The following is a 22,287-nucleotide window of genomic DNA, read 5'->3' as shown; positions in this document are numbered from 1 at the left end:
TGGAGAGTCCCACATCAAAAAAACTGATGGGGAGACTAACTTCACTACCGACATTGCGAGGTTAGTCTCTTCATTGCCGAAAAGCAATAAGGAGGCTGGAATGCCAAAACGTACTCTGCTGTTAGGTTTGTTTCTGATCTGTACGACGCTGTTGATCTTCACCTGGATGGTGCGTGACTCGCTGTGCGAGCTGCACTTCAGACAGGAGAAAACAGAGCTGGCGGCAGTGTTGGCTTACGAAGCAAAACGTTAGCGGTATTGGCGGGGAAATTTCCCCGCCTCTCCAGAGTGGTTGAGCCTCAACGCACCCTTATCAATGGCCCGCGCCCTGCGGGCCATTGCCTTTAGCCCATAAACGCAGGCTGTTTTTTCTCGTACGCTGAAATAGCGTCTTCGTGCTGGAGAGTTAAACCAATGCTGTCGAGACCGTTCAGCATGCAGTGACGGCGGAACGCATCAATGCTGAAGCTGTAGGTCTTATCCCCGGCTTTCACCACTTCCGCTTCCAGATCCACTTCAAACGATATGCCCGGATTTGCCTGCACCAGCGCAAACAGCTCATCGACCTGTTCATCGCTCAGCGTGACCGGCAGCAGCTGGTTGTTGAAGCTGTTGCCGTAGAAGATATCCGCGAAGCTCGGGGCGATAACCACCTTAAAGCCGTAGTCGGTCAATGCCCATGGCGCGTGTTCACGCGACGATCCGCAGCCAAAGTTTTCCCGCGCCAGCAAAATGGAGGCGCCTTTGTATTCCGGAAAGTTCAGCACGAATTCCGGATTAGGTACTTCGCCCTTATCGTCCAGGAAACGCCAGTCGTTAAACAGGTGCGCACCAAAACCGGTACGCGTTACTTTCTGTAGAAACTGCTTAGGAATGATCGCATCAGTATCGACGTTAGCGGCGTCCAGCGGGACAACCCGGCCCGTATGTTGGGTAAATTTCTCTGCCATGATTGTCTCCTTATTTGAGGCTGCGAATATCGGCGAAATGACCGGTAACTGCTGCAGCGGCGGCCATTGCCGGGCTGACCAGATGGGTGCGCCCACCTCGGCCCTGACGGCCTTCAAAGTTACGGTTGCTGGTGGAGGCGCAGCGCTCGCCCGGATTCAGGCGGTCGTTGTTCATCGCCAGACACATGGAGCAGCCAGGCAGACGCCATTCGAAGCCTGCTTCAATGAAGATCTTATCCAGACCTTCTGCTTCCGCCTGCGCCTTCACCGGACCGGAGCCTGGAACCACCAGCGCCTGCACGCCTGGTGCTACTTTGCGGCCTTTGGCAATCTCGGCGGCGGCACGTAAATCTTCGATACGGGAGTTGGTGCAGGAACCGATAAAGACTTTATCAATGGTTACGTCGGTCAACGGAACGCCAGGTTTCAGCCCCATATAGGCCAGCGCTTTTTCCGCACTGGCGCGCTCGACCGGATCGGCGAAAGACGCCGGATCGGGGATGCTGTCGTTGACGGAAATCACCTGACCCGGGTTGGTGCCCCAGGTCACCTGCGGCGCAATCTCTTCTGCCTGCAGCGTGACAACGGTATCAAAGCTCGCACCGTCGTCGGTTTTCAGGGTTTTCCAGTATTCGACGGCATCGACATAATTCTGCTCTTTTGGCGCGTGCAGACGGCCCTTGACGTAGTTGAATGTGGTTTCGTCCGGCGCGACCAGACCGGCTTTGGCGCCCATTTCAATGGCCATGTTGCACAGGGTCATACGCCCTTCCATGCTCAGCGCCTGAATGGCTTCTCCGCAGAACTCAACAACGTGGCCGGTACCGCCCGCGCTGCCGGTTTTGCCGATGATCGCCAGCACGATGTCTTTCGCGGTGATGCCCGGCGCGGCTTTACCCTTCACTTCAATCTTCATGGTTTTGGCGCGCCCCTGCTTCAGGGTCTGCGTTGCCAGAACATGTTCCACTTCGGAAGTGCCAATCCCGAACGCCAGCGCGCCAAACGCGCCGTGGGTCGCGGTATGGGAGTCGCCGCACACGATGGTCATACCCGGCAGGGTGATACCCTGTTCTGGCCCCATCACGTGGACGATGCCCTGATAGGGATGGTTCAGGTCGTACAGCTCAACGCCAAACTCGTTGCAGTTCTTAATCAGCTCCTGCATCTGAATGCGGGCCATCTCACCCGAGGCATTAATGTCTTTGGTCTGGGTGGACACGTTGTGATCCATCGTCGCGAAGGTTTTACCCGGCTGACGTACCGGGCGCTTGTGCGCGCGCAGGCCGTCAAATGCCTGAGGTGAGGTCACTTCGTGCACCAGGTGGCGGTCAATGTACAGCAGCGGGGTTTCGTTTGGCGCCTCGTAGACAACGTGCGCATCAAACAACTTTTCATATAACGTCTTAGCCATGATTACACCCCTTCAGCGACATAGCGGGCAATAATGTCGCCCATTTCATCGGTACTGACTGCTGCCGTACCGCGTGCCAAATCACCGGTACGGACGCCTTCTTCTAACGCCCGGTTAATGGCGTTTTCAATTGCGGTTGCTGCATCGCCTGCATCCAGACTGTAGCGCAGCAGCAGGGCCAGGGAGAGGATCTGCGCAATCGGGTTGGCAATGTTTTTGCCTGCGATATCCGGCGCGGAGCCGCCCGCAGGCTCGTACAGGCCAAAGCCTTCTTCATTCAGGCTTGCGGATGGCAGCATCCCCATGGAGCCGGTGATCATCGCGCACTCGTCAGAGAGGATATCGCCGAACAGGTTGGAGCACAGCAGCACGTCAAACTGGGACGGATCCTTAATCAGCTGCATGGTTGCGTTGTCGATGTACATGTGCGACAGCGCGACGTCCGGGTACTGCTTAGCGACTTCGCTGACGATCTCGCGCCACAAAATGGAAGACTGCAGCACGTTCGCTTTGTCAATGGAGGTCACTTTATGGCGGCGTTTGCGCGCCGACTCAAACGCGATATGGGCGATACGTTCGATTTCGAAACGGTGATACACCTCGGTGTCGAACGCTTTCTCGTGTTGTCCGCTGCCTTCGCGTCCTTTAGGCTGACCGAAATAGATCCCGCCGGTCAGTTCACGCACGCACAGAATGTCGAAACCGTTGGCGGCGATATCCGCGCGCAGCGGGCAGAATTCTTCCAGACCCTGATACAGCTTCGCCGGACGCAGGTTGCTGAACAGCTTGAAATGTTTACGCAGCGGCAGCAGCGCGCCGCGCTCTGGCTGCTCTGCGGGCGGCAGGTGTTCCCATTTCGGGCCACCGACGGAACCAAACAGCACGGCATCGGCATTTTCGCAGCCTTCCACGGTCGCTTTCGGCAGTGGCGTACCGTGGTTATCAATCGCAATACCGCCCACGTCGTAGTGGCTGGTGGTAATTTTCATCGCAAAACGCGCACGAACAGCTTCCAGTACTTTCAGCGCTTGTGCCATCACTTCCGGACCAATACCGTCGCCCGGTAACACAGCAATATGGTAATTCTTCGACATTACACGGTTTCCTTGTTGTTCTCTTTATTCTGAGCTTTGCGTTGCAACTCTTTTTCGACTTCGGCGGCGCGCCAGATGTTGTTCAGAACATGCACCATCGCTTTCGCGGAGGATTCAACGATATCGGTCGCCAGGCCCACGCCGTGGAAACGTCGGCCGTTGTAATTCACCACGATATCCACCTGACCCAGCGCGTCTTTACCGTGCCCTTTAGCCGTCAGGTCATATTTCACCAGCTCAACGTCGTACTCGGTGACGCGGTTAATCGCCTGGTAGATGGCATCGACGGGGCCGTTACCGTTAGCGGCCTCTGCTTTAATTTCATCACCGCAGGCCAGTTTGACCGAGGCGGTGGCGATGTCGCTGGAGCCGGACTGCACGTTGAAGTAATCCAGACGGAAGTGCTCAGGCTCTTCCTGCTGCTTGTTAATAAAGGCCAGCGCTTCCAGGTCATAGTCGAAGACCTGACCTTTTTTGTCGGCCAGCTTCAGGAATGCGTCGTACAGCTGATCCATGTTGTAATCGCTGTCCTGATAACCCATCTCTTCCATGCGGTGCTTAACCGCTGCACGGCCAGAGCGAGAGGTCAGATTCAACTGCACCTGGTTCAGGCCGATGGATTCTGGGGTCATGATTTCGTAGTTTTCACGGTTCTTCAGCACGCCATCCTGGTGAATACCGGAGGAGTGCGCGAAGGCACCGGTGCCGACAATCGCTTTGTTGGCCGGAATCGGCATGTTGCAGATCTGGCTGACGGTCTGGCTGGTGCGCCAGATTTCATTGTGATTAATGCGCGTATTCACATTCATAATGTCTTTGCGCACCTTGATCGCCATGATCACTTCTTCCAGCGAACAGTTACCTGCACGTTCACCGATACCGTTCATCGCGCCTTCTACCTGACGCGCACCGGCGTGAACGGCCGCGATGGCATTCCCCACAGCCAGGCCCAAATCATCATGGGTGTGAACTGAGATAATCGCTTTATCAATATTTGGTACGCGGTCATACAGTCCGGTGATGATGTTGGAGAACTCAAACGGCATGGTGTAGCCGACGGTGTCCGGGATGTTGATGGTTTTTGCGCCCGCATTGATCGCGGCTTCGACGACGCGCGCCAAATCCTCGATTGGCGTACGGCCCGCATCTTCACAGGAGAATTCAACGTCATCCGTATAGTTACGTGCGCGCTTGACCATATACACCGCACGTTCGATAACCTCGTCCAGCGTGCTGCGCAATTTGGTTGCGATGTGCATAGGCGAGGTCGCAATAAAGGTGTGGATACGGAAGGCTTCAGCCACTTTCAGCGACTCGGCAGCAACGTCAATGTCTTTCTCTACGCAGCGTGCCAGGCCACATACGCGGCTGTTTTTAATGGTGCGCGCAATGGTTTGTACAGATTCAAAATCACCCGGTGAAGAGACGGGGAAACCCACTTCCATCACGTCGACACCCATACGTTCGAGAGCCAGCGCAATCTGCAGTTTCTCTTTTACACTCAGGCTCGCCTGTAATGCCTGTTCACCGTCACGTAAAGTGGTATCGAAAATAATGACTTGCTGGCTCATGGGTTAGGTCCTTGTCAGTCTTAGGGCGCCTTGCTACGAGCATAAAAAAACCCGCGCAGTGGCGCGGGTTTTTAGTCTTACTGGTGACGATTCAACGCTGAATTTCGCCCGCCAGCCTACCGCGCACAGTGGATGCGTTTAGTAGTAGTAGACCGGTGAAACGAATGATGCGTGTCATGAATCGTGCTCCGTTAAATTCAATATGCTTTTAGTGGTACTGGATACGACTGTTCATGTCAACCCTTGGTGACAAATTTACCCCTGCTGGCACGATCGCACTGATTATTGCGTTTAGTTAATTGTGCTGGCTTTCTCGTTTGTGACCTCTTTAATTGTCTATTTTTGGACTTGAAATTTGTCACCGGAATGATTTCAATATATTTAGTATCAATTAAACATACTTTGTTTGTCGTCGCTCCAGAGATTGAAATATGTGTTATTTCATTAATTTATGCGCGTGGTGAATGATTCGGACGCGAATGCGTTGGGCGTATTGATAAAAGTTTGTTAACTAACTTAGCGAGGCTGGCGTTAATAGTTTAATGAAACTTAAGTTATTATTAACCTGAGGGGTGATTGTTTATTCATATGAACTATGGTTTCATGCCAACCCTAATGTAATTGATATCAATTCACGTTGATTTTTATCCCTGCTTCAATGAGATGCATCTGCCCTCTATTGATGAGTTTGTCTTTATATTTTCCGAATTTTTAATAATTCTCTTTCGCTGGTCGTATATGCATGGTAAATCATATTTTTCGAACTTATTACAATGCTCTGGCAGAGGGGGTTTAGCGTGACAGTGGAGTCAGGAATGCCATTAAATAATATTAATCAACCTCAGGTTTATGACGGGGTTAAACCTCAGTTACGCACTGTGGATCTCAATCTGTTAACCGTTTTTGACGCGGTAATGCAGGAGCAGAATATCACGCGAGCAGCTCAATCCCTTGGCATGTCTCAACCAGCGGTAAGTAATGCGGTGGCCAGACTTAAGTTGATGTTTAACGACGAATTATTTGTACGTTACGGGAGAGGGATCCAACCCACTGCCCGCGCATTTCAACTGTTTGGCTCTATTCGTCAGGCGCTGCAACTGGTACAAAATGAACTGCCTGGTTCAGGTTTTGAACCCTTAAGCAGCGAGCGAGTATTCCATTTATGCGTTTGCAGCCCGCTAGACAATTATTTGACCTCAATCATATATAATAAAGTTGAAACAATTGCGCCAAATATTCATCTGGTTTTTAAGTCTTCATTAAATCAGAACACTGAGCACCAGCTTCGTTATCAGGAAACGGAGTTTGTCTTAGGATACGAAGAGTTCCGTCGCCCGGAGTTTTCCTGCGTACCGCTATTTAAAGATGAAATGGTCCTGGTCGCCAGTAAAAAACACCCGAGAATGAATTCTCCGCTGCGTGAAAACGATGTCTATAATGAACAACATGCTGTTGTCGCCCTCGACAGGTATGCTTCATTTAGCCTGCCGTGGTATGACACTGCGGATAAACAAGCGAGCGTTGCTTATCAGGGCATGGCAATGGTCAGCGTATTAAACGTCGTATCCCAGACGCACCTGGTCGCTATTGCCCCGCGTTGGCTGGCGGAAGAGTTCTCTGAACAGCTTAATCTGCAAATTTTGCCATTACCGCTCAAGCTTAATAGCCGTACTTGTTACCTTTCATGGCATGAAGCAGCTGGCCGGGATAAAGGGCATCAGTGGATGGAAGAGTTGCTTATCAGCGTCTGCCGTCGATAAGCGCGTCAGGATAAACCGCATTAATGCATGCTGTTTATCCTGATATTTTTAATGTTAATGATATTTTGTTCTGAATGATTTTTTTCTGGCTGTTCTCATACCGTCAAAAATAGATGATTTCCTGAATCATCTCACTTTTAAGCGATGATTCATTATCCCAACCTCTGATTACAGATGAATTCACCATAACCTTCCTGACGGGCTCTCTTTTCTGCTCCGGAAGGCCTTTCCCCCGCCTTGTTTGCCAATTGCCTGCCTTATAACGAGCGGTTAAGGTAACGATCACTCTGCATTATATAAGATAGGTTAACCCCTATCGTAAGACGGGGCGGAAATGAATTCTGCTTTCTGTCTATAACAAAAAGCCTGGAGGCAAAGCATGGAGATGTTGTCTGGCGCGGAAATGGTCGTTCGATCGCTGATCGATCAGGGCGTGAAGCAAGTGTTTGGCTACCCGGGAGGCGCAGTCCTCGATATTTATGATGCGCTTCATACGGTAGGCGGCATTGACCATGTTCTGGTTCGTCACGAGCAGGCGGCAGTACATATGGCTGACGGGCTGGCCCGTGCGACGGGTGAAGTGGGTGTGGTATTAGTCACGTCTGGGCCTGGTGCGACCAACGCCATTACCGGTATCGCGACAGCGTATATGGACTCCATTCCGCTGGTCATTCTTTCCGGTCAGGTTGCGACCTCCTTGATTGGCTACGATGCTTTTCAGGAATGCGACATGGTGGGGATTTCACGCCCCGTGGTGAAGCACAGCTTCCTGGTAAAGCAAACCGAAGACATTCCCGGCGTGCTGAAAAAAGCCTTCTGGCTGGCAGCAAGCGGGCGTCCAGGCCCGGTGGTGGTCGATCTGCCAAAAGATATTCTGAACCCGGCGAATAAGCTGCCTTATGTCTGGCCGGAATCGGTGAGCATGCGCTCCTACAACCCAACGACGCAAGGGCACAAAGGCCAAATTAAGCGCGCGCTGCAGACGCTTGTGGCAGCGAAAAAACCGGTGGTCTATGTGGGTGGGGGGGCCGTTAACTCCGCCTGTGAAACGCAGCTGCGTGAGCTGATTGAAAAGCTGAATCTTCCTGTCGCATCGTCGCTGATGGGGCTGGGGGCATTCCCGGCAACGCATCGTCAGGCGCTGGGGATGCTGGGTATGCATGGCACCTATGAAGCCAACATGACGATGCATAACTCGGATGTGATCTTTGCTGTTGGCGTTCGGTTTGACGATCGCACCACCAATAACCTGGCGAAATACTGTCCGAATGCGACCGTGTTGCACATTGATATCGATCCCACCTCTATTTCGAAAACGGTCCCGGCAGATGTGCCGATCGTCGGGGATGCGCGTCAGGTCCTTGAGCAAATGCTGGATCTGCTGGCGCAGGAAACGGTCTCTCAGCCGTTGGATGAGATCCGCGACTGGTGGCAGCAGATAGAACAATGGCGTGGGCGTCAGTGCCTGAAGTACGACACGCAAAGTGAGCACATTAAGCCGCAGGCGGTGATCGAAACGATCTGGCGTCTGACCAAAGGCGAGGCGTATGTGACGTCTGACGTCGGCCAGCATCAGATGTTTGCAGCACTCTATTATCCGTTTGATAAGCCGCGCCACTGGATCAACTCCGGTGGCTTAGGCACGATGGGCTTCGGTTTGCCAGCCGCGCTGGGAGTGAAGCTGGCGCTGCCAGATGAAACCGTGGTCTGTGTGACCGGTGATGGCAGCATTCAGATGAATATTCAGGAGCTGTCTACTGCGCTGCAATATGAGTTGCCGGTCCTGGTGCTGAACCTGAACAACGGCTATCTCGGCATGGTGAAGCAGTGGCAGGATATGGTCTATTCCGGCCGCCACTCTCAATCCTATATGAAATCGCTTCCGGACTTTGTCCGTCTGGCGGAAGCCTATGGGCATATTGGCATGCGAGTGACCGATCCGGCAGAGCTGGAAACGAAACTCGGTGAAGCGCTTGAGCACGTGAAAAACAACCGCCTCGTGTTCATGGATGTCATTGTGGATGGCACCGAACACGTTTACCCGATGCATATTCGCGGTGGTGGTATGGACGAAATGTGGTTAAGTAAAACGGAGAGAACCTGATATGCGCCGGATATTATCTGTATTACTGGAAAACGAGTCTGGCGCACTGTCACGCGTCATCGGGCTATTCGCTCAGCGCGGTTACAACATTGAAAGTTTGACCGTTGCGCCGACGGACGATCCCACGCTGTCGCGCATGACGATCCAGACCGTCGGCGACGCCAAGGTGCTCGAGCAGATTGAGAAACAGCTACATAAGCTGGTTGATGTGCTGCGCGTGAGCGAGCTGGGGCAGGGCGCTTATGTTGAGCGTGAGGTGATGCTGGTAAAAATTCAGGCCAGCGGCTACGGACGTGAAGAGGTCAAACGCAATACGGATATTTTCCGTGGGCAGATTATTGACGTCACGCCTTCTATTTATACGGTTCAGCTGGCGGGGACGAGTGATAAGCTGGATGCCTTCCTGGCCTCCGTGCGGGATGTGGCAAAAATTGTAGAAGTTGCGCGCTCTGGCGTGGTTGGCCTTTCGCGCGGCGATAAAATCATGCGTTAGCTGTCAAAAAGGTTCGCCTCTTTCTGCCCGGTCACCAAAGCCGGGCTTTTTTTTGTGTAATCAGCCGACAACGCAGATAAAAGCGGTTGCCGCGAAGGCTTTTCTGCGTTTAGATGTTAAAAGATTTAACCATAACCTTGACAGGGCCATGGACTCTTTTCTTTTTTTAAGGGGCAATTGTGAAACTGGATGAAATCGCCCGGTTAGCCGGCGTGTCACGAACTACGGCCAGCTATGTGATTAACGGTAAGGCAAAGCAGTATCGTGTCAGCGATAAGACCGTTGAAAAAGTCATGGCGGTGGTTCGTGAGCATAACTACCATCCGAATGCTGTCGCAGCCGGTCTCCGCGCTGGACGCACCCGCTCGATTGGTCTGGTGATCCCAGACCTGGAAAACACCAGCTACACCCGTATCGCCAACTATCTCGAACGTCAGGCACGCCAGCGTGGCTATCAATTACTGATTGCCTGTTCTGAAGACCAGCCCGACAACGAGATGCGCTGTATTGAGCATCTGCTCCAGCGCCAGGTGGATGCCATCATCGTTTCAACCTCATTACCGCCAGAGCATCCTTTTTACCAGCGCTGGGCAAACGATCCGTTCCCGATTGTCGCACTCGACCGTGCCCTTGACCGGGAGCATTTCACCAGCGTCGTCGGCGCCGATCAGGATGATGCGGAAATGCTGGCGGCCGAGCTAAGAACCTTCCCGGCCGAAACCGTGCTGTATCTTGGCGCGCTGCCAGAGCTTTCGGTGAGCTTCCTGCGTGAGCAAGGTTTCAGGACTGCCTGGAAAGAGGATCCGCGCGAGGTTCACTATCTCTATGCCAACAGCTATGAACGCGAAGCCGCCGCACAATTGTTCGAAAAATGGCTCGAAACGCATCCGATGCCTCAGGCGTTGTTCACGACCTCTTTTGCGCTGCTGCAGGGGGTGATGGATGTGACGCTGCGTCGTGACGGGAAGTTGCCCTCGGATCTGGCCATTGCAACGTTTGGTGATAACGAACTGCTCGATTTCCTGCAGTGCCCGGTACTGGCCGTGGCTCAGCGCCACCGCGACGTGGCTGAACGCGTGCTGGAGATTGTGCTGGCGAGCCTGGATGAGCCCCGCAAACCGAAGCCTGGCCTTACCCGCATCAAACGTAATCTTTATCGTCGTGGCATTTTAAGCCGTCATTAATCATTTCCTGGGGGCGTGAAAACAGCCCCCCTTTTACAGAATTAATGGTTACCTTAATTCCCGCATTAAAATTAGGATAATTCCTTAGGAATCATAGCCTGCTATTTTTCTTAATTCGTTTGAGCGTTTAAATTGCCTTTAAAAGAATACTGATACGTTTTTAAAAGGCTAATTTTGTATTGTTTTGTTACAAACCTGCTTCGGGTGATGAATATTCAAACGTTTTTTCTCTCTCCCTTCTGGCTAGCCTGCCCGGCGTTGAACGCTCAGGATGCCGCGATGAATCTGGCGCTGTTATCCCCTGGCAATATGTCTTAAAATGCTGCCCGCGTCGCAAACTGACACTTTATATTTCCTTGCGATGATATTGAGTGAGCTTTAACGCTAGTGTGCATATTCGGTTTTTTTCTTACAAATATTCATAACGTTAATTTTGCCTCGCCAGTTGTGCAGTTATTAACCAGGTCTGTTTATCTCTGTAAATAGAGGGCTTTCGGGTCCGTATAGAGAGAGTCCTGGCTTGACAAGCTTTTCCATCGCTCCGTAAACTCCTTTAGGTGGGAATTTGTGGGTTAAAGTGGTGAGGAGGGGTGAGGCTGGCATGTTCCGTGGAGCTACGTTAGTCACTCTCGACAGCAAAGGGCGCTTATCGGTACCAACCCGATACCGCGACCAGCTGATTGAGAACGCTTCAGGTCAAATGGTTTGCACCATTGACATCAACTCCCCCTGCCTGCTGCTTTACCCTTTACCCGAATGGGAAATTATTGAGCAAAAGCTGTCGCGACTGTCGAGCATGAATCCGCAAGAGCGCCGCGTACAGCGGTTGTTATTGGGACATGCCAGTGAGTGTCAGATGGACAACGCAGGACGACTACTGATTGCGCCTGTGTTGCGGCAACATGCGGGTCTGACAAAAGAAGTGATGCTGGTCGGGCAGTTTAATAAGTTTGAACTGTGGGACGAAACGACCTGGTATCAACAGGTCAAGGAAGATATCGACGCTGAGCAGTCCGATTCCGCAACATTGTCGGAACGGCTGCAGGACTTGTCTCTATAAATATGATGGAAAATTATAAACATACAACGGTGTTGCTGGATGAGGCCGTTAACGGTCTGAATATTCGTCCAGACGGCATCTACATTGATGGCACTTTTGGTCGCGGTGGCCACTCGCGTCTGATCCTCTCCCAGCTAGGAGCGGAAGGACGTCTGCTGGCAATCGATCGCGATCCGCAGGCGATTGCCGTTGCGCAAACCATCGATGACCCACGCTTTTCCATCGTGCATGGACCTTTTTCTGCGCTGGCGGATTACGTAGCTGAGCGCGGCCTGACGGGCAAGATCGACGGAATTCTTCTCGATCTTGGCGTCTCTTCACCTCAGCTTGATGATGCAGAGCGCGGATTCTCCTTCATGCGCGACGGTCCACTGGACATGCGCATGGATCCGACGCGTGGCCAGTCTGCCGCAGAGTGGTTACAAACTGCTGACGAAGCGGATATCGCCTGGGTCATCAAAACCTTCGGCGAAGAGCGTTTTGGTAAACGTATCGCGCGCGCCATCGTTGAACGAAACCGCATTGAGCCGATGACGCGTACCAAAGAGTTGGCCGAGGTGATTGCAGCTGCAACACCGGTGAAGGATAAGCACAAACATCCCGCGACCCGTACCTTCCAGGCGGTTCGTATCTGGGTAAACAGTGAACTGGAGGAAATAGAGCTGGCGCTAAAAAGCTCGCTCGACGTGCTGGCCCCGGGTGGGCGGTTATCCATCATCAGCTTCCATTCGCTGGAAGACCGCATTGTGAAGCGCTTTATGCGTGAACAGAGCCGCGGTCCTCAGGTGCCAGCGGGGCTGCCGATGACGGAAGAACAACTCAAGAAGCTGGGTGGCCGTCAGTTGCGAGCATTAGGCAAGTTGATGCCGGGCGAAGAAGAGGTGGCAGAGAATCCACGTGCCCGTAGTTCAGTGCTGCGAGTTGCAGAGAGGACGAACGCATGATCGGCAGAGTGACAGAGACCCTAAGCAAAGTTAAGGGATCGTTAGGAAGCAACGAGCGCCATGCCTTGCCTGGCGTGATCGGCGACGATCTTTTGCGGTTTGGGAAGCTGCCACTCTGCTTGTTCATTTGCATCATTGTGACGGCAGTAACGGTGGTGACAACAGCCCACCATACACGTTTATTGACTGCGCAACGCGAGCAGCTGGTGCTGGAACGCGATGCGCTGGATATTGAATGGCGAAATCTGATCCTTGAAGAAAACGCGCTCGGCGATCACAGCCGGGTTGAACGGATCGCAACGGAAAAGCTGCAGCTGCAGCATGTTGATCCATCGCAGGAAAATATCGTAGTACAAAAATAAGGGAAAACGCGACGCATGAAAGCAGCGGCAAAAACGCTAAAACCAAAACGTCAGGAAGAACAGGCCAACTTTGTCAGTTGGCGTTTTGCGTTGCTTTGCGGCTGCATTTTACTGGCGCTGGGTTTCCTGCTGGGACGCGTGGCGTGGTTGCAAATCATCGCCCCTGACATGCTGGTGCGTCAGGGTGATATGCGCTCTCTTCGCGTGCAGGAAGTGTCGACGTCTCGCGGGATGATCACCGATCGCTCCGGTCGCCCTCTGGCGGTGAGCGTCCCGGTGAAGGCCATCTGGGCCGATCCGAAAGAGCTGCATGATGCTGGTGGGATCACGCTTGATAACCGCTGGAAGGCCCTTGCGGACGCGCTGAAGATGCCGCTGGACCAGTTAGCTTCACGTGTGAATACCAACCCGAGAGGGCGCTTTATCTATCTGGCGCGTCAGGTGAACCCTGACATGGCGGATTACATCAAAAAATTGAAGCTGCCGGGGATCCATCTGCGTGAAGAATCCCGCCGATACTATCCATCCGGCGAAGTGACTGCTCACCTCATTGGCTTTACTAACGTTGATAGCCAGGGGATTGAAGGCGTTGAAAAAAGCTTTGACAAATGGCTCACCGGTCAGCCCGGCGAGCGCATTGTGCGCAAAGACCGCTATGGTCGCGTGATCGAGGATATTTCTTCAACCGACAGCCAGGCCGCACACAACCTTGCACTGAGTATTGATGAGCGGCTACAGGCGCTGGTTTACCGCGAGCTGAACAATGCCGTGGCCTTTAACAAAGCGGAATCGGGCAGTGCCGTGTTAGTTGATGTCAGCACGGGTGAAGTGCTGGCGATGGCCAATAGCCCGTCCTACAACCCTAACAATCTTACCGGTACGCAGAAGGATGTTATGCGTAACCGTACCATCACCGACGTGTTCGAACCGGGTTCGACCGTTAAGCCGATGGTGGTCATGACGGCACTTCAGCGCGGTATCGTCAATGAAAACACCGTACTGAATACCATTCCTTACCGCATTAACGGTCACGAAATCAAAGACGTGGCGCGCTACAGCGAATTGACCCTGACCGGGGTGTTACAGAAGTCGAGTAACGTCGGTGTTTCAAAGCTGGCGTTAGCGATGCCGTCCTCAGCGTTAGTAGAGACTTACTCACGTTTTGGGCTTGGAAAGGCGACCAATTTGGGGTTGGTCGGAGAACGCAGTGGCTTATATCCTCAAAAACAACGGTGGTCTGACATAGAGAGGGCCACCTTCTCTTTCGGCTACGGGCTAATGGTGACACCGTTACAGTTAGCGCGAGTCTACGCAACGATCGGCAGCTATGGTGTTTATCGCCCGCTGTCGATTACCAAAGTTGATCCACCGGTTCCCGGTGAGCGTATTTTCCCGGAATCGACCGTCCGTACTGTTGTTCATATGATGGAAAGCGTGGCGCTGCCCGGCGGCGGTGGCGTGAAGGCGGCGATTAAAGGCTATCGCATCGCCATTAAAACCGGTACAGCGAAAAAAGTGGGGCCGGACGGCCGCTACATTAACAAATACATTGCCTATACCGCAGGCGTAGCACCTGCAAGCAATCCGCGTTTTGCGCTGGTGGTCGTCATTAACGATCCACAGGCGGGTAAATACTACGGCGGCGCCGTCTCCGCGCCTGTGTTCGGGGCCATCATGGGCGGCGTATTGCGCACCATGAACATTGAACCGGATGCGCTGGCGACGGGCGACAAAAGTGAATTTGTAATTAATCAAGGCGAGGGTACAGGTGGCAGATCGTAATTTGCGCGACCTTCTCGCTCCGTGGGTGCCAAATGCACCGGAGCGAGCACTGCGAGAGATGGTACTGGACAGCCGTGTGGCTGCTTCCGGCGATCTTTTTGTGGCGGTGGTCGGTCATCAGGCGGACGGGCGTCGTTATATCCCGCAGGCGATTGCGCAAGGTGTTGCTGCCATTATTGCTGAGGCCAAAGATGAGGCAACCGACGGTGAAATCCGTGAAATGCACGGTGTGCCGGTTATCTATCTCAGCCAGTTAAATGAGCGTCTTTCTGCGCTGGCAGGGCGTTTCTATCAAGAACCTTCCGACCATCTGCGTCTGGTTGGCGTGACGGGCACCAACGGTAAAACCACCACCACGCAGCTGATGGCGCAATGGGCGCAACTGCTGGGTGAAACCGGTGCCGTCATGGGAACCGTGGGTAATGGCCTGCTGGGTAAAGTGAGCCCGACGGAAAATACCACCGGCTCGGCAGTTGACGTACAGCATGTGCTTGCCGGGCTGGCAGAGCAGGGCGCGACCTTTGCTGCGATGGAAGTCTCTTCACACGGTCTGGTACAGCACCGCGTGGCCGCGCTGAAATTTGCGGCTTCGGTGTTTACCAACCTGAGCCGCGATCATCTTGATTACCACGGTGATATGGAGCACTACGAAGCCGCGAAATGGCTGCTCTATTCCACCCACCATCACGGTCAGGCCATCATCAATGCCGACGATGAAGTCGGTCGCCGCTGGCTGGCGAAGCTGCCGGATGCGGTTGCGGTGTCGATGGAAGACCATATCAATCCGAACTGCCACGGTCGCTGGCTGAAGGCCGTTGAGGTGAATTACCACGACAGCGGGGCGACAATCCGCTTTGCCTCTTCCTGGGGTGAAGGTGAAATTGAAAGCCGCCTGATGGGTGCGTTTAACGTCAGCAACCTGCTGCTGGCGCTGGCCACACTGCTGGCGCTCGGCTATCGAATGGCTGACCTGCTGAAAACCGCTGAGCGGCTGCAGCCTGTTTGTGGCCGTATGGAAGTGTTCAGCGCGCCGGGTAAACCGACGGTTGTGGTCGACTACGCCCATACGCCGGATGCGTTGGAAAAAGCGCTGGAAGCGGCTCGCCTGCACTGTGTCGGTAAGCTCTGGTGCGTGTTTGGCTGCGGTGGCGATCGCGACAAGGGCAAACGCCCGCTGATGGGCGCTATTGCCGAGCAGTTTGCGGATATTCCTGTAGTGACCGATGACAACCCGCGTACCGAAGAGCCGCGCGCCATCATTAACGACATTCTGGCGGGCATGCTGGATGCGGGTCGTGCTCGCGTGGTGGAAGGCCGCGCGGAAGCGGTGACCAACGCCATCATGCAGGCTAAGGAAAACGACGTGGTTCTGCTGGCCGGGAAAGGCCATGAAGATTATCAGATTGTCGGCAATCGTCGTCTGGATTACTCGGACCGTGTAACGGCAGCTCGTCTGCTGGGAGTCGTGGCATGATTAGCCTCACGCTAAGCCAGGCCGCTGCGGTACTGCACGGCGAATTGCTGGGTCAGGATCTGACCATTGACGCCGTGACCACGGATACCCGCAAAGTGACCGCGGGTTGTCTGTTTTTGGCGCTGAAAGGCGAGCGTTTTGATGCGCATGATTTTGCACAGCAGGCCAAAGAGAACGGCGCGGGTGCGCTGTTAGTCAGCCGTCAGCTTGACATCGATCTGCCGCAGATTGTGGTGAACGATACCCGTCTGGCATTCGGAGAACTGGCGGCATGGGTCCGTCAGCAGGTTCCGGCTCGCGTTGTTGCGCTGACGGGGTCGTCCGGAAAAACGTCCGTAAAAGAGATGACGGCGGCGATTCTCGGCCAGTGCGGAAACACACTTTATACTGCGGGCAATCTAAATAATGACATCGGCGTGCCGATGACATTACTCCGCCTGACCAAAGAACATGAATTTGTGGTGATCGAGTTAGGAGCAAACCACCAGGGCGAAATCGCCTGGACTGTGAGCCTGACTCGTCCGGAGGCGGCGCTGGTGAATAACCTGGCCGCCGCGCATCTCGAAGGTTTCGGGTCGCTGGAAGGCGTGGCGAAAGCCAAAGGCGAGATCTACACCGGCCTGCCGGTTGACGGTATTGCCATTATGAATGCCGACAACAATGACTGGCTGAACTGGCAAAGCATTATTGGTTCCCGTAAGACCTGGCGCTTCTCACCGAATGCCGCTAACAGTGACTTTACGGCGACCAATATCCATGTAACGTCCCATGGCACGGAGTTCACCCTCAACACCCCAACGGGTGGCGTGGATGTGCTGCTGCCTCTGCCGGGTCGTCATAACATCGCCAATGCGCTTGCGGCGGCGGCGTTGTCCATGGCGGTTGGTGCGTCGCATGATGCGATCAAAGCTGGGTTGGCGAATCTGAAAGCCGTGCCGGGGCGTCTGTTCCCGATTCAGCTTTCGGAAAACAAACTGCTGCTGGATGACTCCTACAACGCGAACGTTGGCTCGATGACGGCGGCGGTGCAGGTGTTGTCAGAAATGCCGGGCTACCGCGTGATGGTGGTTGGCGATATGGCCGAGCTGGGCGATGAAAGCGAAGCCTGTCATACCCAGGTCGGTGACGCGGCGAAAGCGGCGGGCATTGATTGCGTGCTGAGCGCAGGAAAACTGAGCCAGGCAATTAGCCATGCCAGCGGTGTCGGTGAACACTTTGCCGAAAAAGCGGCGTTGATTGAGCGCCTTAAAGCATTAATTACAGAAAAACAAATTGTGACAGTGTTAGTGAAAGGTTCACGTAGTGCCGCCATGGAAGAGGTTGTGCACGCATTACAGGAGAACGGGACATGTTAGTTTGGCTGGCCGAACATTTGGTCAAATATTACTCAGGCTTTAACGTCTTTTCCTATCTGACGTTTCGCGCCATTGTCAGCCTGCTGACTGCGCTGTTCATCTCGTTATGGATGGGCCCGCGCATGATTGCCCGTCTGCAAAAGCTCTCTTTCGGCCAGGTTGTGCGCAACGACGGTCCGGAATCTCACTTCAGCAAACGCGGCACCCCAACGATGGGCGGGATCATGATCCTGACCGCGATCGTTGTTTCCGTGCTGCTGTGGGCGTATCCGTCCAACCCGTATGTCTGGTGTGTACTGACGGTTCTGGTGGGTTACGGGATCATTGGCTTCGTCGATGACTATCGCAAAGTGGTACGCAAAGACACCAAGGGACTGATCGCCCGCTGGAAGTATTTCTGGATGTCGGTCATCGCGCTGGGCGTGGCCTTTGCGCTGTATCTGGCAGGCAAAGACACGCCAGCTACCGAGCTGGTCGTGCCGTTCTTTAAAGACGTGATGCCGCAGCTGGGGCTGTTCTATATCCTGCTTGCGTACTTCGTGATTGTCGGCACCGGTAACGCGGTGAACCTGACTGATGGTCTGGATGGCCTGGCGATTATGCCGACCGTCTTCGTGGCGGGCGGTTTTGCGCTGGTGGCCTGGGCGACCGGTAACATGAACTTTGCCAACTATCTGCATATCCCTTACCTGCGCCACGCGGGTGAGCTGGTGATCGTCTGTACGGCGATTGTCGGCGCGGGGCTGGGCTTCCTGTGGTTTAACACCTATCCGGCGCAGGTCTTCATGGGTGACGTCGGTTCACTGGCGCTGGGTGGCGCGCTGGGCATTATTGCCGTGCTGCTGCGCCAGGAGTTCCTGCTGGTGATCATGGGCGGTGTGTTTGTGGTTGAAACCCTGTCGGTGATTTTGCAGGTCGGGTCCTTCAAGCTCCGCGGCCAGCGCATCTTCCGTATGGCGCCGATTCACCACCACTATGAACTGAAAGGCTGGCCGGAACCGCGCGTGATTGTGCGCTTCTGGATTATTTCGCTGATGCTGGTGCTGATTGGCCTGGCAACGCTGAAGGTACGTTAATCATGGCAGATTACCAGGGTAAAAAAGTCGTTATCATCGGGTTGGGCCTCACGGGCCTTTCCTGCGTGGACTTTTTCCTTGCGCGCGGCGTCACGCCGCGCGTGATGGATACGCGTGTCTCTCCGCCGGGTCTGGACAAACTGCCGGAACAGGTTGAACGCCACCTTGGTGGTCTGAATGATGACTGGCTGCTGGCCGCCGATCTGATTGTTGCCAGCCCGGGTATGGCGCTGGCGCACCCATCACTCAGCGCCGCATCCGATGCGGGCGTAGAGATTGTCGGGGACATCGAACTGTTCTGTCGAGAAGCGCAGGCTCCGATTATCGCCATTACCGGCTCAAATGGTAAAAGCACGGTCACTACGCTTGTCGGCGAGATGGCAAAAGCGGCGGGTAAGAACGTCGGTGTTGGCGGCAATATTGGCCTGCCAGCCCTGATGCTGCTGGATAAAGGCTGTGAGCTGTACGTGCTGGAACTTTCCAGCTTCCAGCTTGAAACCACCTCCGGCCTGCACGCGGCTGCCGCGACGATCCTCAACGTGACTGAAGATCATATGGACCGGTATCCCTTTGGTCTGCAGCAGTACCGCGCGGCTAAGCTGCGCGTTTATGAAAATGCGAAAGTCTGCGTGGTTAATGCCGACGACGCGCTGACCATGCCGGTGCGCGGTGCAGATGACCGCTGCATCAGCTTTGGGATCACCATGGGTGATTACCACCTGAACCGTCAGCAGGGTGAAACCTGGCTGCGCGTGAAGGGTGAAAAAGTGCTGAACGTGAAAGAGATGACGCTTTGCGGTCAGCATAACTACACCAACGCGCTGGCAGCATTGGCGCTGGCGGATGCCGTTGGCCTGCCTCGCTCTTCCAGCCTGAAAGCGCTGACCACATTTACCGGTCTGGCGCACCGCTTCCAGCTAGCGCTGGAACATAACGGCGTGCGCTGGATTAACGACTCCAAAGCCACCAACGTGGGAAGCACGGAGGCCGCGCTGAACGGTCTTCACGTTGAGGGTACGCTGCATTTGCTGCTGGGTGGTGATGGAAAATCTGCAGATTTCTCCTCGCTGAAACAGTATCTCTCCGGAGATAACATCCGCCTGTACTGCTTTGGTCGTGACGGCAGCGAGTTGGCTGAACTGCGCCCGGAGATCGCCGAGCAAACTGAGACCATGGAACAGGCGCTGCGCCTGATCGCGCCGCGCGTGAAGCCAGGCGACATGGTGCTGCTCTCTCCGGCTTGCGCCAGCCTCGATCAATTCAAGAATTTCGAACAGCGTGGTGATGTCTTTACCCGCCTGGCGAAGGAGTTAGGCTGATGCGTTTATCTCTCCCTCGCCTGAAAATGCCGCGCCTGCCAGGATTTGGAATTCTGGTGTGGCTGTTTGCGGCACTGAAAGGCTGGGTGATGGCTTCCCGGGATAAGGATTCCGATAGCCTGATCATGTATGACCGCATGCTCTTCTGGCTTACGCTGGGGCTGGCGGCGATCGGCTTTATCATGGTGACCTCGGCCTCCATGCCGGTCGGGCAGCGTCTGGCTAACGATCCCTTCCTGTTTGCCAAGCGTGACGGGCTGTACATCATTCTGGCGTTCTGCCTGGCGCTGGTGACCTTACGTCTGCCGATGTCGTTCTGGCAGCGGCACAGTACAGCCATGTTGATTGCGTCCATTATCATGCTGCTGATCGTACTGGTTGTCGGGAGCTCCGTTAACGGGGCATCGCGCTGGATCGCCTTTGGTCCACTGCGTATTCAGCCTGCGGAATTTACCAAGCTTTCCCTGTTCTGCTACCTGGCGAACTACCTGGTGCGTAAGGTTGATGAAGTTCGTAATAACCTTCGCGGCTTCTTAAAGCCGATGGGCGTGATTCTGGTGCTGGCCATCCTGCTGCTGGCACAGCCTGACCTTGGTACTGTGGTGGTACTGTTTGTCACCACGCTGGCGATGCTGTTCCTGGCGGGGGCAAAGCTGTGGCAGTTCATCGCCATCATCGGGATGGGGATTTCGGCGGTTGTGCTGCTGATCCTCGCCGAGCCTTACCGTATCCGCCGCGTGACCTCGTTCTGGAACCCGTGGGAAGACCCGTTCGGCAGCGGTTATCAGCTGACGCAGTCGCTGATGGCGTTTGGCCGCGGTGAAGTCTGGGGGCAAGGCCTGGGCAACTCGGTGCAAAAACTGGAGTATTTGCCTGAGGCACACACCGACTTCATCTTCTCCATTATTGGGGAAGAACTGGGTTATATCGGTGTGGTATTAGCGCTATTAATGGTATTCTTCGTCGCTTTCCGCGCCATGTCGATTGGCCGAAAAGCGCTGGAGATCGATCACCGCTTCTCAGGTTTCTTAGCCTGTTCAATTGGTATCTGGTTTAGCTTCCAGGCATTGGTTAACGTCGGGGCCGCAGCGGGTATGCTGCCGACTAAGGGCCTGACGTTGCCGCTGATCAGTTATGGTGGTTCGAGTCTGTTGATCATGTCGACGGCCATCATGTTTTTGTTGCGCATAGATTATGAGACGCGTCTGGAGAAAGCCCAGGCGTTTACACGAGGTTCACGATGAATCAACCGAAGCGGTTAATGGTGATGGCAGGCGGTACCGGCGGACACGTGTTCCCGGGGCTGGCGGTTGCGCACCATTTAATGGATCAGGGCTGGCAGGTACGCTGGCTGGGAACCGCAGACCGCATGGAGGCCGATCTGGTACCGAAACACGGTATTGAGATCGACTTTATTCGTATTTCTGGCCTGCGAGGCAAAGGCCTCAAGGCAATGTTGCTGGCACCGGTGCGTATTTTTAACGCCTGGCGTCAGGCCCGCACCATCATGAAGCAGTTTAAGCCTGATGTGGTGCTGGGAATGGGCGGGTATGTGTCTGGTCCTGGTGGGCTGGCGGCGTGGTCCCTGGGCATCCCTGTTGTGCTGCATGAGCAGAACGGTATCGCCGGGCTGACCAACAAGTGGCTGGCGAAAATTGCCACCAAAGTGATGCAGGCCTTCCCCGGCGCGTTCCCGAAAGCAGACGTCGTCGGAAACCCGGTGCGCGTCGATGTGCTGGCGCTGCCGCTGCCTGACGCTCGCCTGAATGGTCGTGAAGGTCCGGTACGCGTGCTGGTCGTCGGTGGTTCTCAGGGGGCACGCGTCCTGAACCAGACGATGCCGCAGGTGGCCGCAAAGCTGGGCGATGCCGTGACCATCTGGCATCAGAGCGGTAAAGGTGCTCAGCAGACCGTTGAGCAGGCTTACTCTGAAACGGGGCAACCGCAGCACAAAGTAACGGAATTTATTGACGATATGGCCGCAGCCTATGCCTGGGCCGATGTCGTGGTCTGTCGTTCTGGCGCATTAACGGTGAGCGAAATCGCTGCCGCGGGTCTGCCAGCGCTGTTTGTGCCGTTCCAGCACAAAGACCGACAGCAGTACTGGAATGCGCTGCCGCTAGAGAAAGCCGGTGCCGCGAAGATTTTTGAGCAGCCACAATTTACCGCCGATGCGGTCGCCACCACTCTGGCGGGCTGGAACAGAGACGCATTGCTGGAAATGGCACAGCGCGCGCGCGCGGCGGCTATCCCGGATGCAACGGAACGAGTGGCAAAAGAAGTGAGCCTGGCAGCCCAGGCTTAACCCTCGCAGCGCGTGAAGCGCGGCACGAATTTTTAAGTAGTCG

At 54.6% G+C, this 22,287-nt stretch carries 20 protein-coding genes; 15 read left to right on the top strand and 5 right to left on the bottom strand.

The genetic code is table 11. The features are described 5' to 3' along the window. Positions 1-100 precede the first annotated feature (100 nt). Positions 101-253 carry a Hok/Gef family protein gene (locus EXW94_RS22520; RefSeq protein ID WP_010427008.1) on the top strand — a complete coding sequence of 51 codons (153 nt, stop codon included), beginning with the start codon at positions 101-103 and terminating at the stop codon, positions 251-253. Positions 254-344: 91 nt separating this feature from the next. Here EXW94_RS22520 and leuD read toward each other — a convergent pair whose 3' ends face one another. From leuD to leuL, 5 genes are all read right to left on the bottom strand, one after another. Beyond that, positions 345-950, bottom strand: a complete 606-nt coding sequence (leuD, locus tag EXW94_RS22515) for a 3-isopropylmalate dehydratase small subunit (RefSeq protein WP_003856384.1) — start codon at positions 948-950, stop codon at positions 345-347. A 10-nt stretch (positions 951-960) separates the two neighbouring features. Next, the gene (gene leuC, locus EXW94_RS22510) at positions 961-2,361 is read right to left on the bottom strand and encodes a 3-isopropylmalate dehydratase large subunit (RefSeq protein WP_089599191.1); all 1,401 of its coding nucleotides are present in this window, start codon (positions 2,359-2,361) and stop codon (positions 961-963) included. Positions 2,362-2,363: 2 nt separating this feature from the next. Continuing rightward, on the bottom strand, positions 2,364-3,455 hold the full coding sequence (gene leuB / locus EXW94_RS22505; protein ID WP_023310385.1) for a 3-isopropylmalate dehydrogenase: 1,092 nt from the start codon (positions 3,453-3,455) through the stop codon (positions 2,364-2,366). Then, entirely contained in the window at positions 3,455-5,026 is a 1,572-nt protein-coding gene (gene leuA, locus EXW94_RS22500) for a 2-isopropylmalate synthase (RefSeq protein WP_089599189.1), read from the bottom strand. The genes leuB and leuA overlap by 1 nt, the downstream gene beginning before the upstream one ends. Positions 5,027-5,117: 91 nt before the next feature. Further along, positions 5,118-5,204, bottom strand: coding sequence for a leu operon leader peptide (gene leuL, locus EXW94_RS28595; RefSeq protein ID WP_071985395.1), 87 nt, complete (start codon positions 5,202-5,204; stop codon positions 5,118-5,120). 637 nt (positions 5,205-5,841) lie between these two features. Here leuL and leuO point away from each other — a divergent pair. The 14 genes from leuO (at position 5,842) to murG (ending at position 22,244) form a co-directional block, all read left to right on the top strand. Then, a complete protein-coding gene (gene leuO, locus EXW94_RS22490) occupies positions 5,842-6,786 on the top strand; it encodes a transcriptional regulator LeuO (RefSeq protein WP_108417098.1) in 945 nt (314 codons plus the stop codon). Positions 6,787-7,165: 379 nt separating this feature from the next. After that, complete coding sequence (gene ilvI, locus EXW94_RS22485; protein WP_174341056.1) at positions 7,166-8,890, top strand: acetolactate synthase 3 large subunit; 1,725 nt, start codon at positions 7,166-7,168, stop codon at positions 8,888-8,890. Between the two features lies 1 nt (position 8,891). After that, on the top strand, positions 8,892-9,383 hold the full coding sequence (gene ilvN / locus EXW94_RS22480; protein ID WP_003856371.1) for an acetolactate synthase small subunit: 492 nt from the start codon (positions 8,892-8,894) through the stop codon (positions 9,381-9,383). A gap of 179 nt (positions 9,384-9,562) precedes the next feature. Beyond that, on the top strand, positions 9,563-10,567 hold the full coding sequence (cra, locus tag EXW94_RS22475) for a catabolite repressor/activator (RefSeq protein ID WP_010426996.1): 1,005 nt from the start codon (positions 9,563-9,565) through the stop codon (positions 10,565-10,567). A gap of 601 nt (positions 10,568-11,168) precedes the next feature. Next, positions 11,169-11,627 (top strand): division/cell wall cluster transcriptional repressor MraZ, encoded by a 459-nt coding sequence (gene mraZ / locus EXW94_RS22470; protein ID WP_174341055.1) that lies wholly within the window; start codon positions 11,169-11,171, stop codon positions 11,625-11,627. 2 nt (positions 11,628-11,629) lie between these two features. Then, positions 11,630-12,571 carry a 16S rRNA (cytosine(1402)-N(4))-methyltransferase RsmH gene (rsmH, locus tag EXW94_RS22465; protein WP_108417095.1) on the top strand — a complete coding sequence of 314 codons (942 nt, stop codon included), beginning with the start codon at positions 11,630-11,632 and terminating at the stop codon, positions 12,569-12,571. Further along, positions 12,568-12,933: a cell division protein FtsL gene (gene ftsL / locus EXW94_RS22460; protein ID WP_006173860.1), complete on the top strand. Its 366-nt coding sequence runs from the start codon at positions 12,568-12,570 to the stop codon at positions 12,931-12,933. The genes rsmH and ftsL overlap by 4 nt, the downstream gene beginning before the upstream one ends. A gap of 15 nt (positions 12,934-12,948) precedes the next feature. Next, on the top strand, positions 12,949-14,715 hold the full coding sequence (locus EXW94_RS22455) for a peptidoglycan glycosyltransferase FtsI (protein WP_010426990.1): 1,767 nt from the start codon (positions 12,949-12,951) through the stop codon (positions 14,713-14,715). After that, complete coding sequence (murE, locus tag EXW94_RS22450; RefSeq protein WP_174341054.1) at positions 14,702-16,189, top strand: UDP-N-acetylmuramoyl-L-alanyl-D-glutamate--2,6-diaminopimelate ligase; 1,488 nt, start codon at positions 14,702-14,704, stop codon at positions 16,187-16,189. Before EXW94_RS22455 ends, murE begins: the two co-directional genes overlap by 14 nt. Continuing rightward, a complete protein-coding gene (murF, locus tag EXW94_RS22445; RefSeq protein WP_174341053.1) occupies positions 16,186-17,544 on the top strand; it encodes a UDP-N-acetylmuramoyl-tripeptide--D-alanyl-D-alanine ligase in 1,359 nt (452 codons plus the stop codon). The genes murE and murF overlap by 4 nt, the downstream gene beginning before the upstream one ends. Next, positions 17,538-18,620: a phospho-N-acetylmuramoyl-pentapeptide-transferase gene (gene mraY / locus EXW94_RS22440; protein ID WP_003856353.1), complete on the top strand. Its 1,083-nt coding sequence runs from the start codon at positions 17,538-17,540 to the stop codon at positions 18,618-18,620. Before murF ends, mraY begins: the two co-directional genes overlap by 7 nt. Positions 18,621-18,622: 2 nt before the next feature. Continuing rightward, complete coding sequence (gene murD / locus EXW94_RS22435) at positions 18,623-19,939, top strand: UDP-N-acetylmuramoyl-L-alanine--D-glutamate ligase (RefSeq protein WP_174341052.1); 1,317 nt, start codon at positions 18,623-18,625, stop codon at positions 19,937-19,939. After that, positions 19,939-21,183, top strand: coding sequence for a cell division protein FtsW (gene ftsW, locus EXW94_RS22430; RefSeq protein ID WP_042718662.1), 1,245 nt, complete (start codon positions 19,939-19,941; stop codon positions 21,181-21,183). Before murD ends, ftsW begins: the two co-directional genes overlap by 1 nt. Continuing rightward, positions 21,180-22,244 (top strand): undecaprenyldiphospho-muramoylpentapeptide beta-N-acetylglucosaminyltransferase, encoded by a 1,065-nt coding sequence (murG, locus tag EXW94_RS22425; RefSeq protein ID WP_174341051.1) that lies wholly within the window; start codon positions 21,180-21,182, stop codon positions 22,242-22,244. The genes ftsW and murG overlap by 4 nt, the downstream gene beginning before the upstream one ends. Positions 22,245-22,287: the final 43 nt, after the last annotated feature.

The organism is Enterobacter sp. JMULE2 (genome assembly GCF_013337145.1).
GTDB lineage: Bacteria > Pseudomonadota > Gammaproteobacteria > Enterobacterales > Enterobacteriaceae > Enterobacter > Enterobacter mori.
The sequence above is the reverse complement of the archived record's forward strand: the minus strand, read 5'-3'. Positions and strand labels throughout refer to the sequence as shown.

Coding starts and splice junctions, on each gene's coding strand:
- EXW94_RS22520 (WP_010427008.1), top strand. CDS start 101: ATGCCAAAACGTACTCTGCTGTTAGGTTTGTTTCTGATCTGTACGACG.
- leuD (WP_003856384.1), bottom strand. CDS start 950: ATGGCAGAGAAATTTACCCAACATACGGGCCGGGTTGTCCCGCTGGAC.
- leuC (WP_089599191.1), bottom strand. CDS start 2,361: ATGGCTAAGACGTTATATGAAAAGTTGTTTGATGCGCACGTTGTCTAC.
- leuB (WP_023310385.1), bottom strand. CDS start 3,455: ATGTCGAAGAATTACCATATTGCTGTGTTACCGGGCGACGGTATTGGT.
- leuA (WP_089599189.1), bottom strand. CDS start 5,026: ATGAGCCAGCAAGTCATTATTTTCGATACCACTTTACGTGACGGTGAA.
- leuL (WP_071985395.1), bottom strand. CDS start 5,204: ATGACACGCATCATTCGTTTCACCGGTCTACTACTACTAAACGCATCC.
- leuO (WP_108417098.1), top strand. CDS start 5,842: ATGCCATTAAATAATATTAATCAACCTCAGGTTTATGACGGGGTTAAA.
- ilvI (WP_174341056.1), top strand. CDS start 7,166: ATGGAGATGTTGTCTGGCGCGGAAATGGTCGTTCGATCGCTGATCGAT.
- ilvN (WP_003856371.1), top strand. CDS start 8,892: ATGCGCCGGATATTATCTGTATTACTGGAAAACGAGTCTGGCGCACTG.
- mraZ (WP_174341055.1), top strand. CDS start 11,169: ATGTTCCGTGGAGCTACGTTAGTCACTCTCGACAGCAAAGGGCGCTTA.
- rsmH (WP_108417095.1), top strand. CDS start 11,630: ATGATGGAAAATTATAAACATACAACGGTGTTGCTGGATGAGGCCGTT.
- ftsL (WP_006173860.1), top strand. CDS start 12,568: ATGATCGGCAGAGTGACAGAGACCCTAAGCAAAGTTAAGGGATCGTTA.
- EXW94_RS22455 (WP_010426990.1), top strand. CDS start 12,949: ATGAAAGCAGCGGCAAAAACGCTAAAACCAAAACGTCAGGAAGAACAG.
- murF (WP_174341053.1), top strand. CDS start 16,186: ATGATTAGCCTCACGCTAAGCCAGGCCGCTGCGGTACTGCACGGCGAA.
- mraY (WP_003856353.1), top strand. CDS start 17,538: ATGTTAGTTTGGCTGGCCGAACATTTGGTCAAATATTACTCAGGCTTT.
- murD (WP_174341052.1), top strand. CDS start 18,623: ATGGCAGATTACCAGGGTAAAAAAGTCGTTATCATCGGGTTGGGCCTC.
- ftsW (WP_042718662.1), top strand. CDS start 19,939: ATGCGTTTATCTCTCCCTCGCCTGAAAATGCCGCGCCTGCCAGGATTT.
- murG (WP_174341051.1), top strand. CDS start 21,180: ATGAATCAACCGAAGCGGTTAATGGTGATGGCAGGCGGTACCGGCGGA.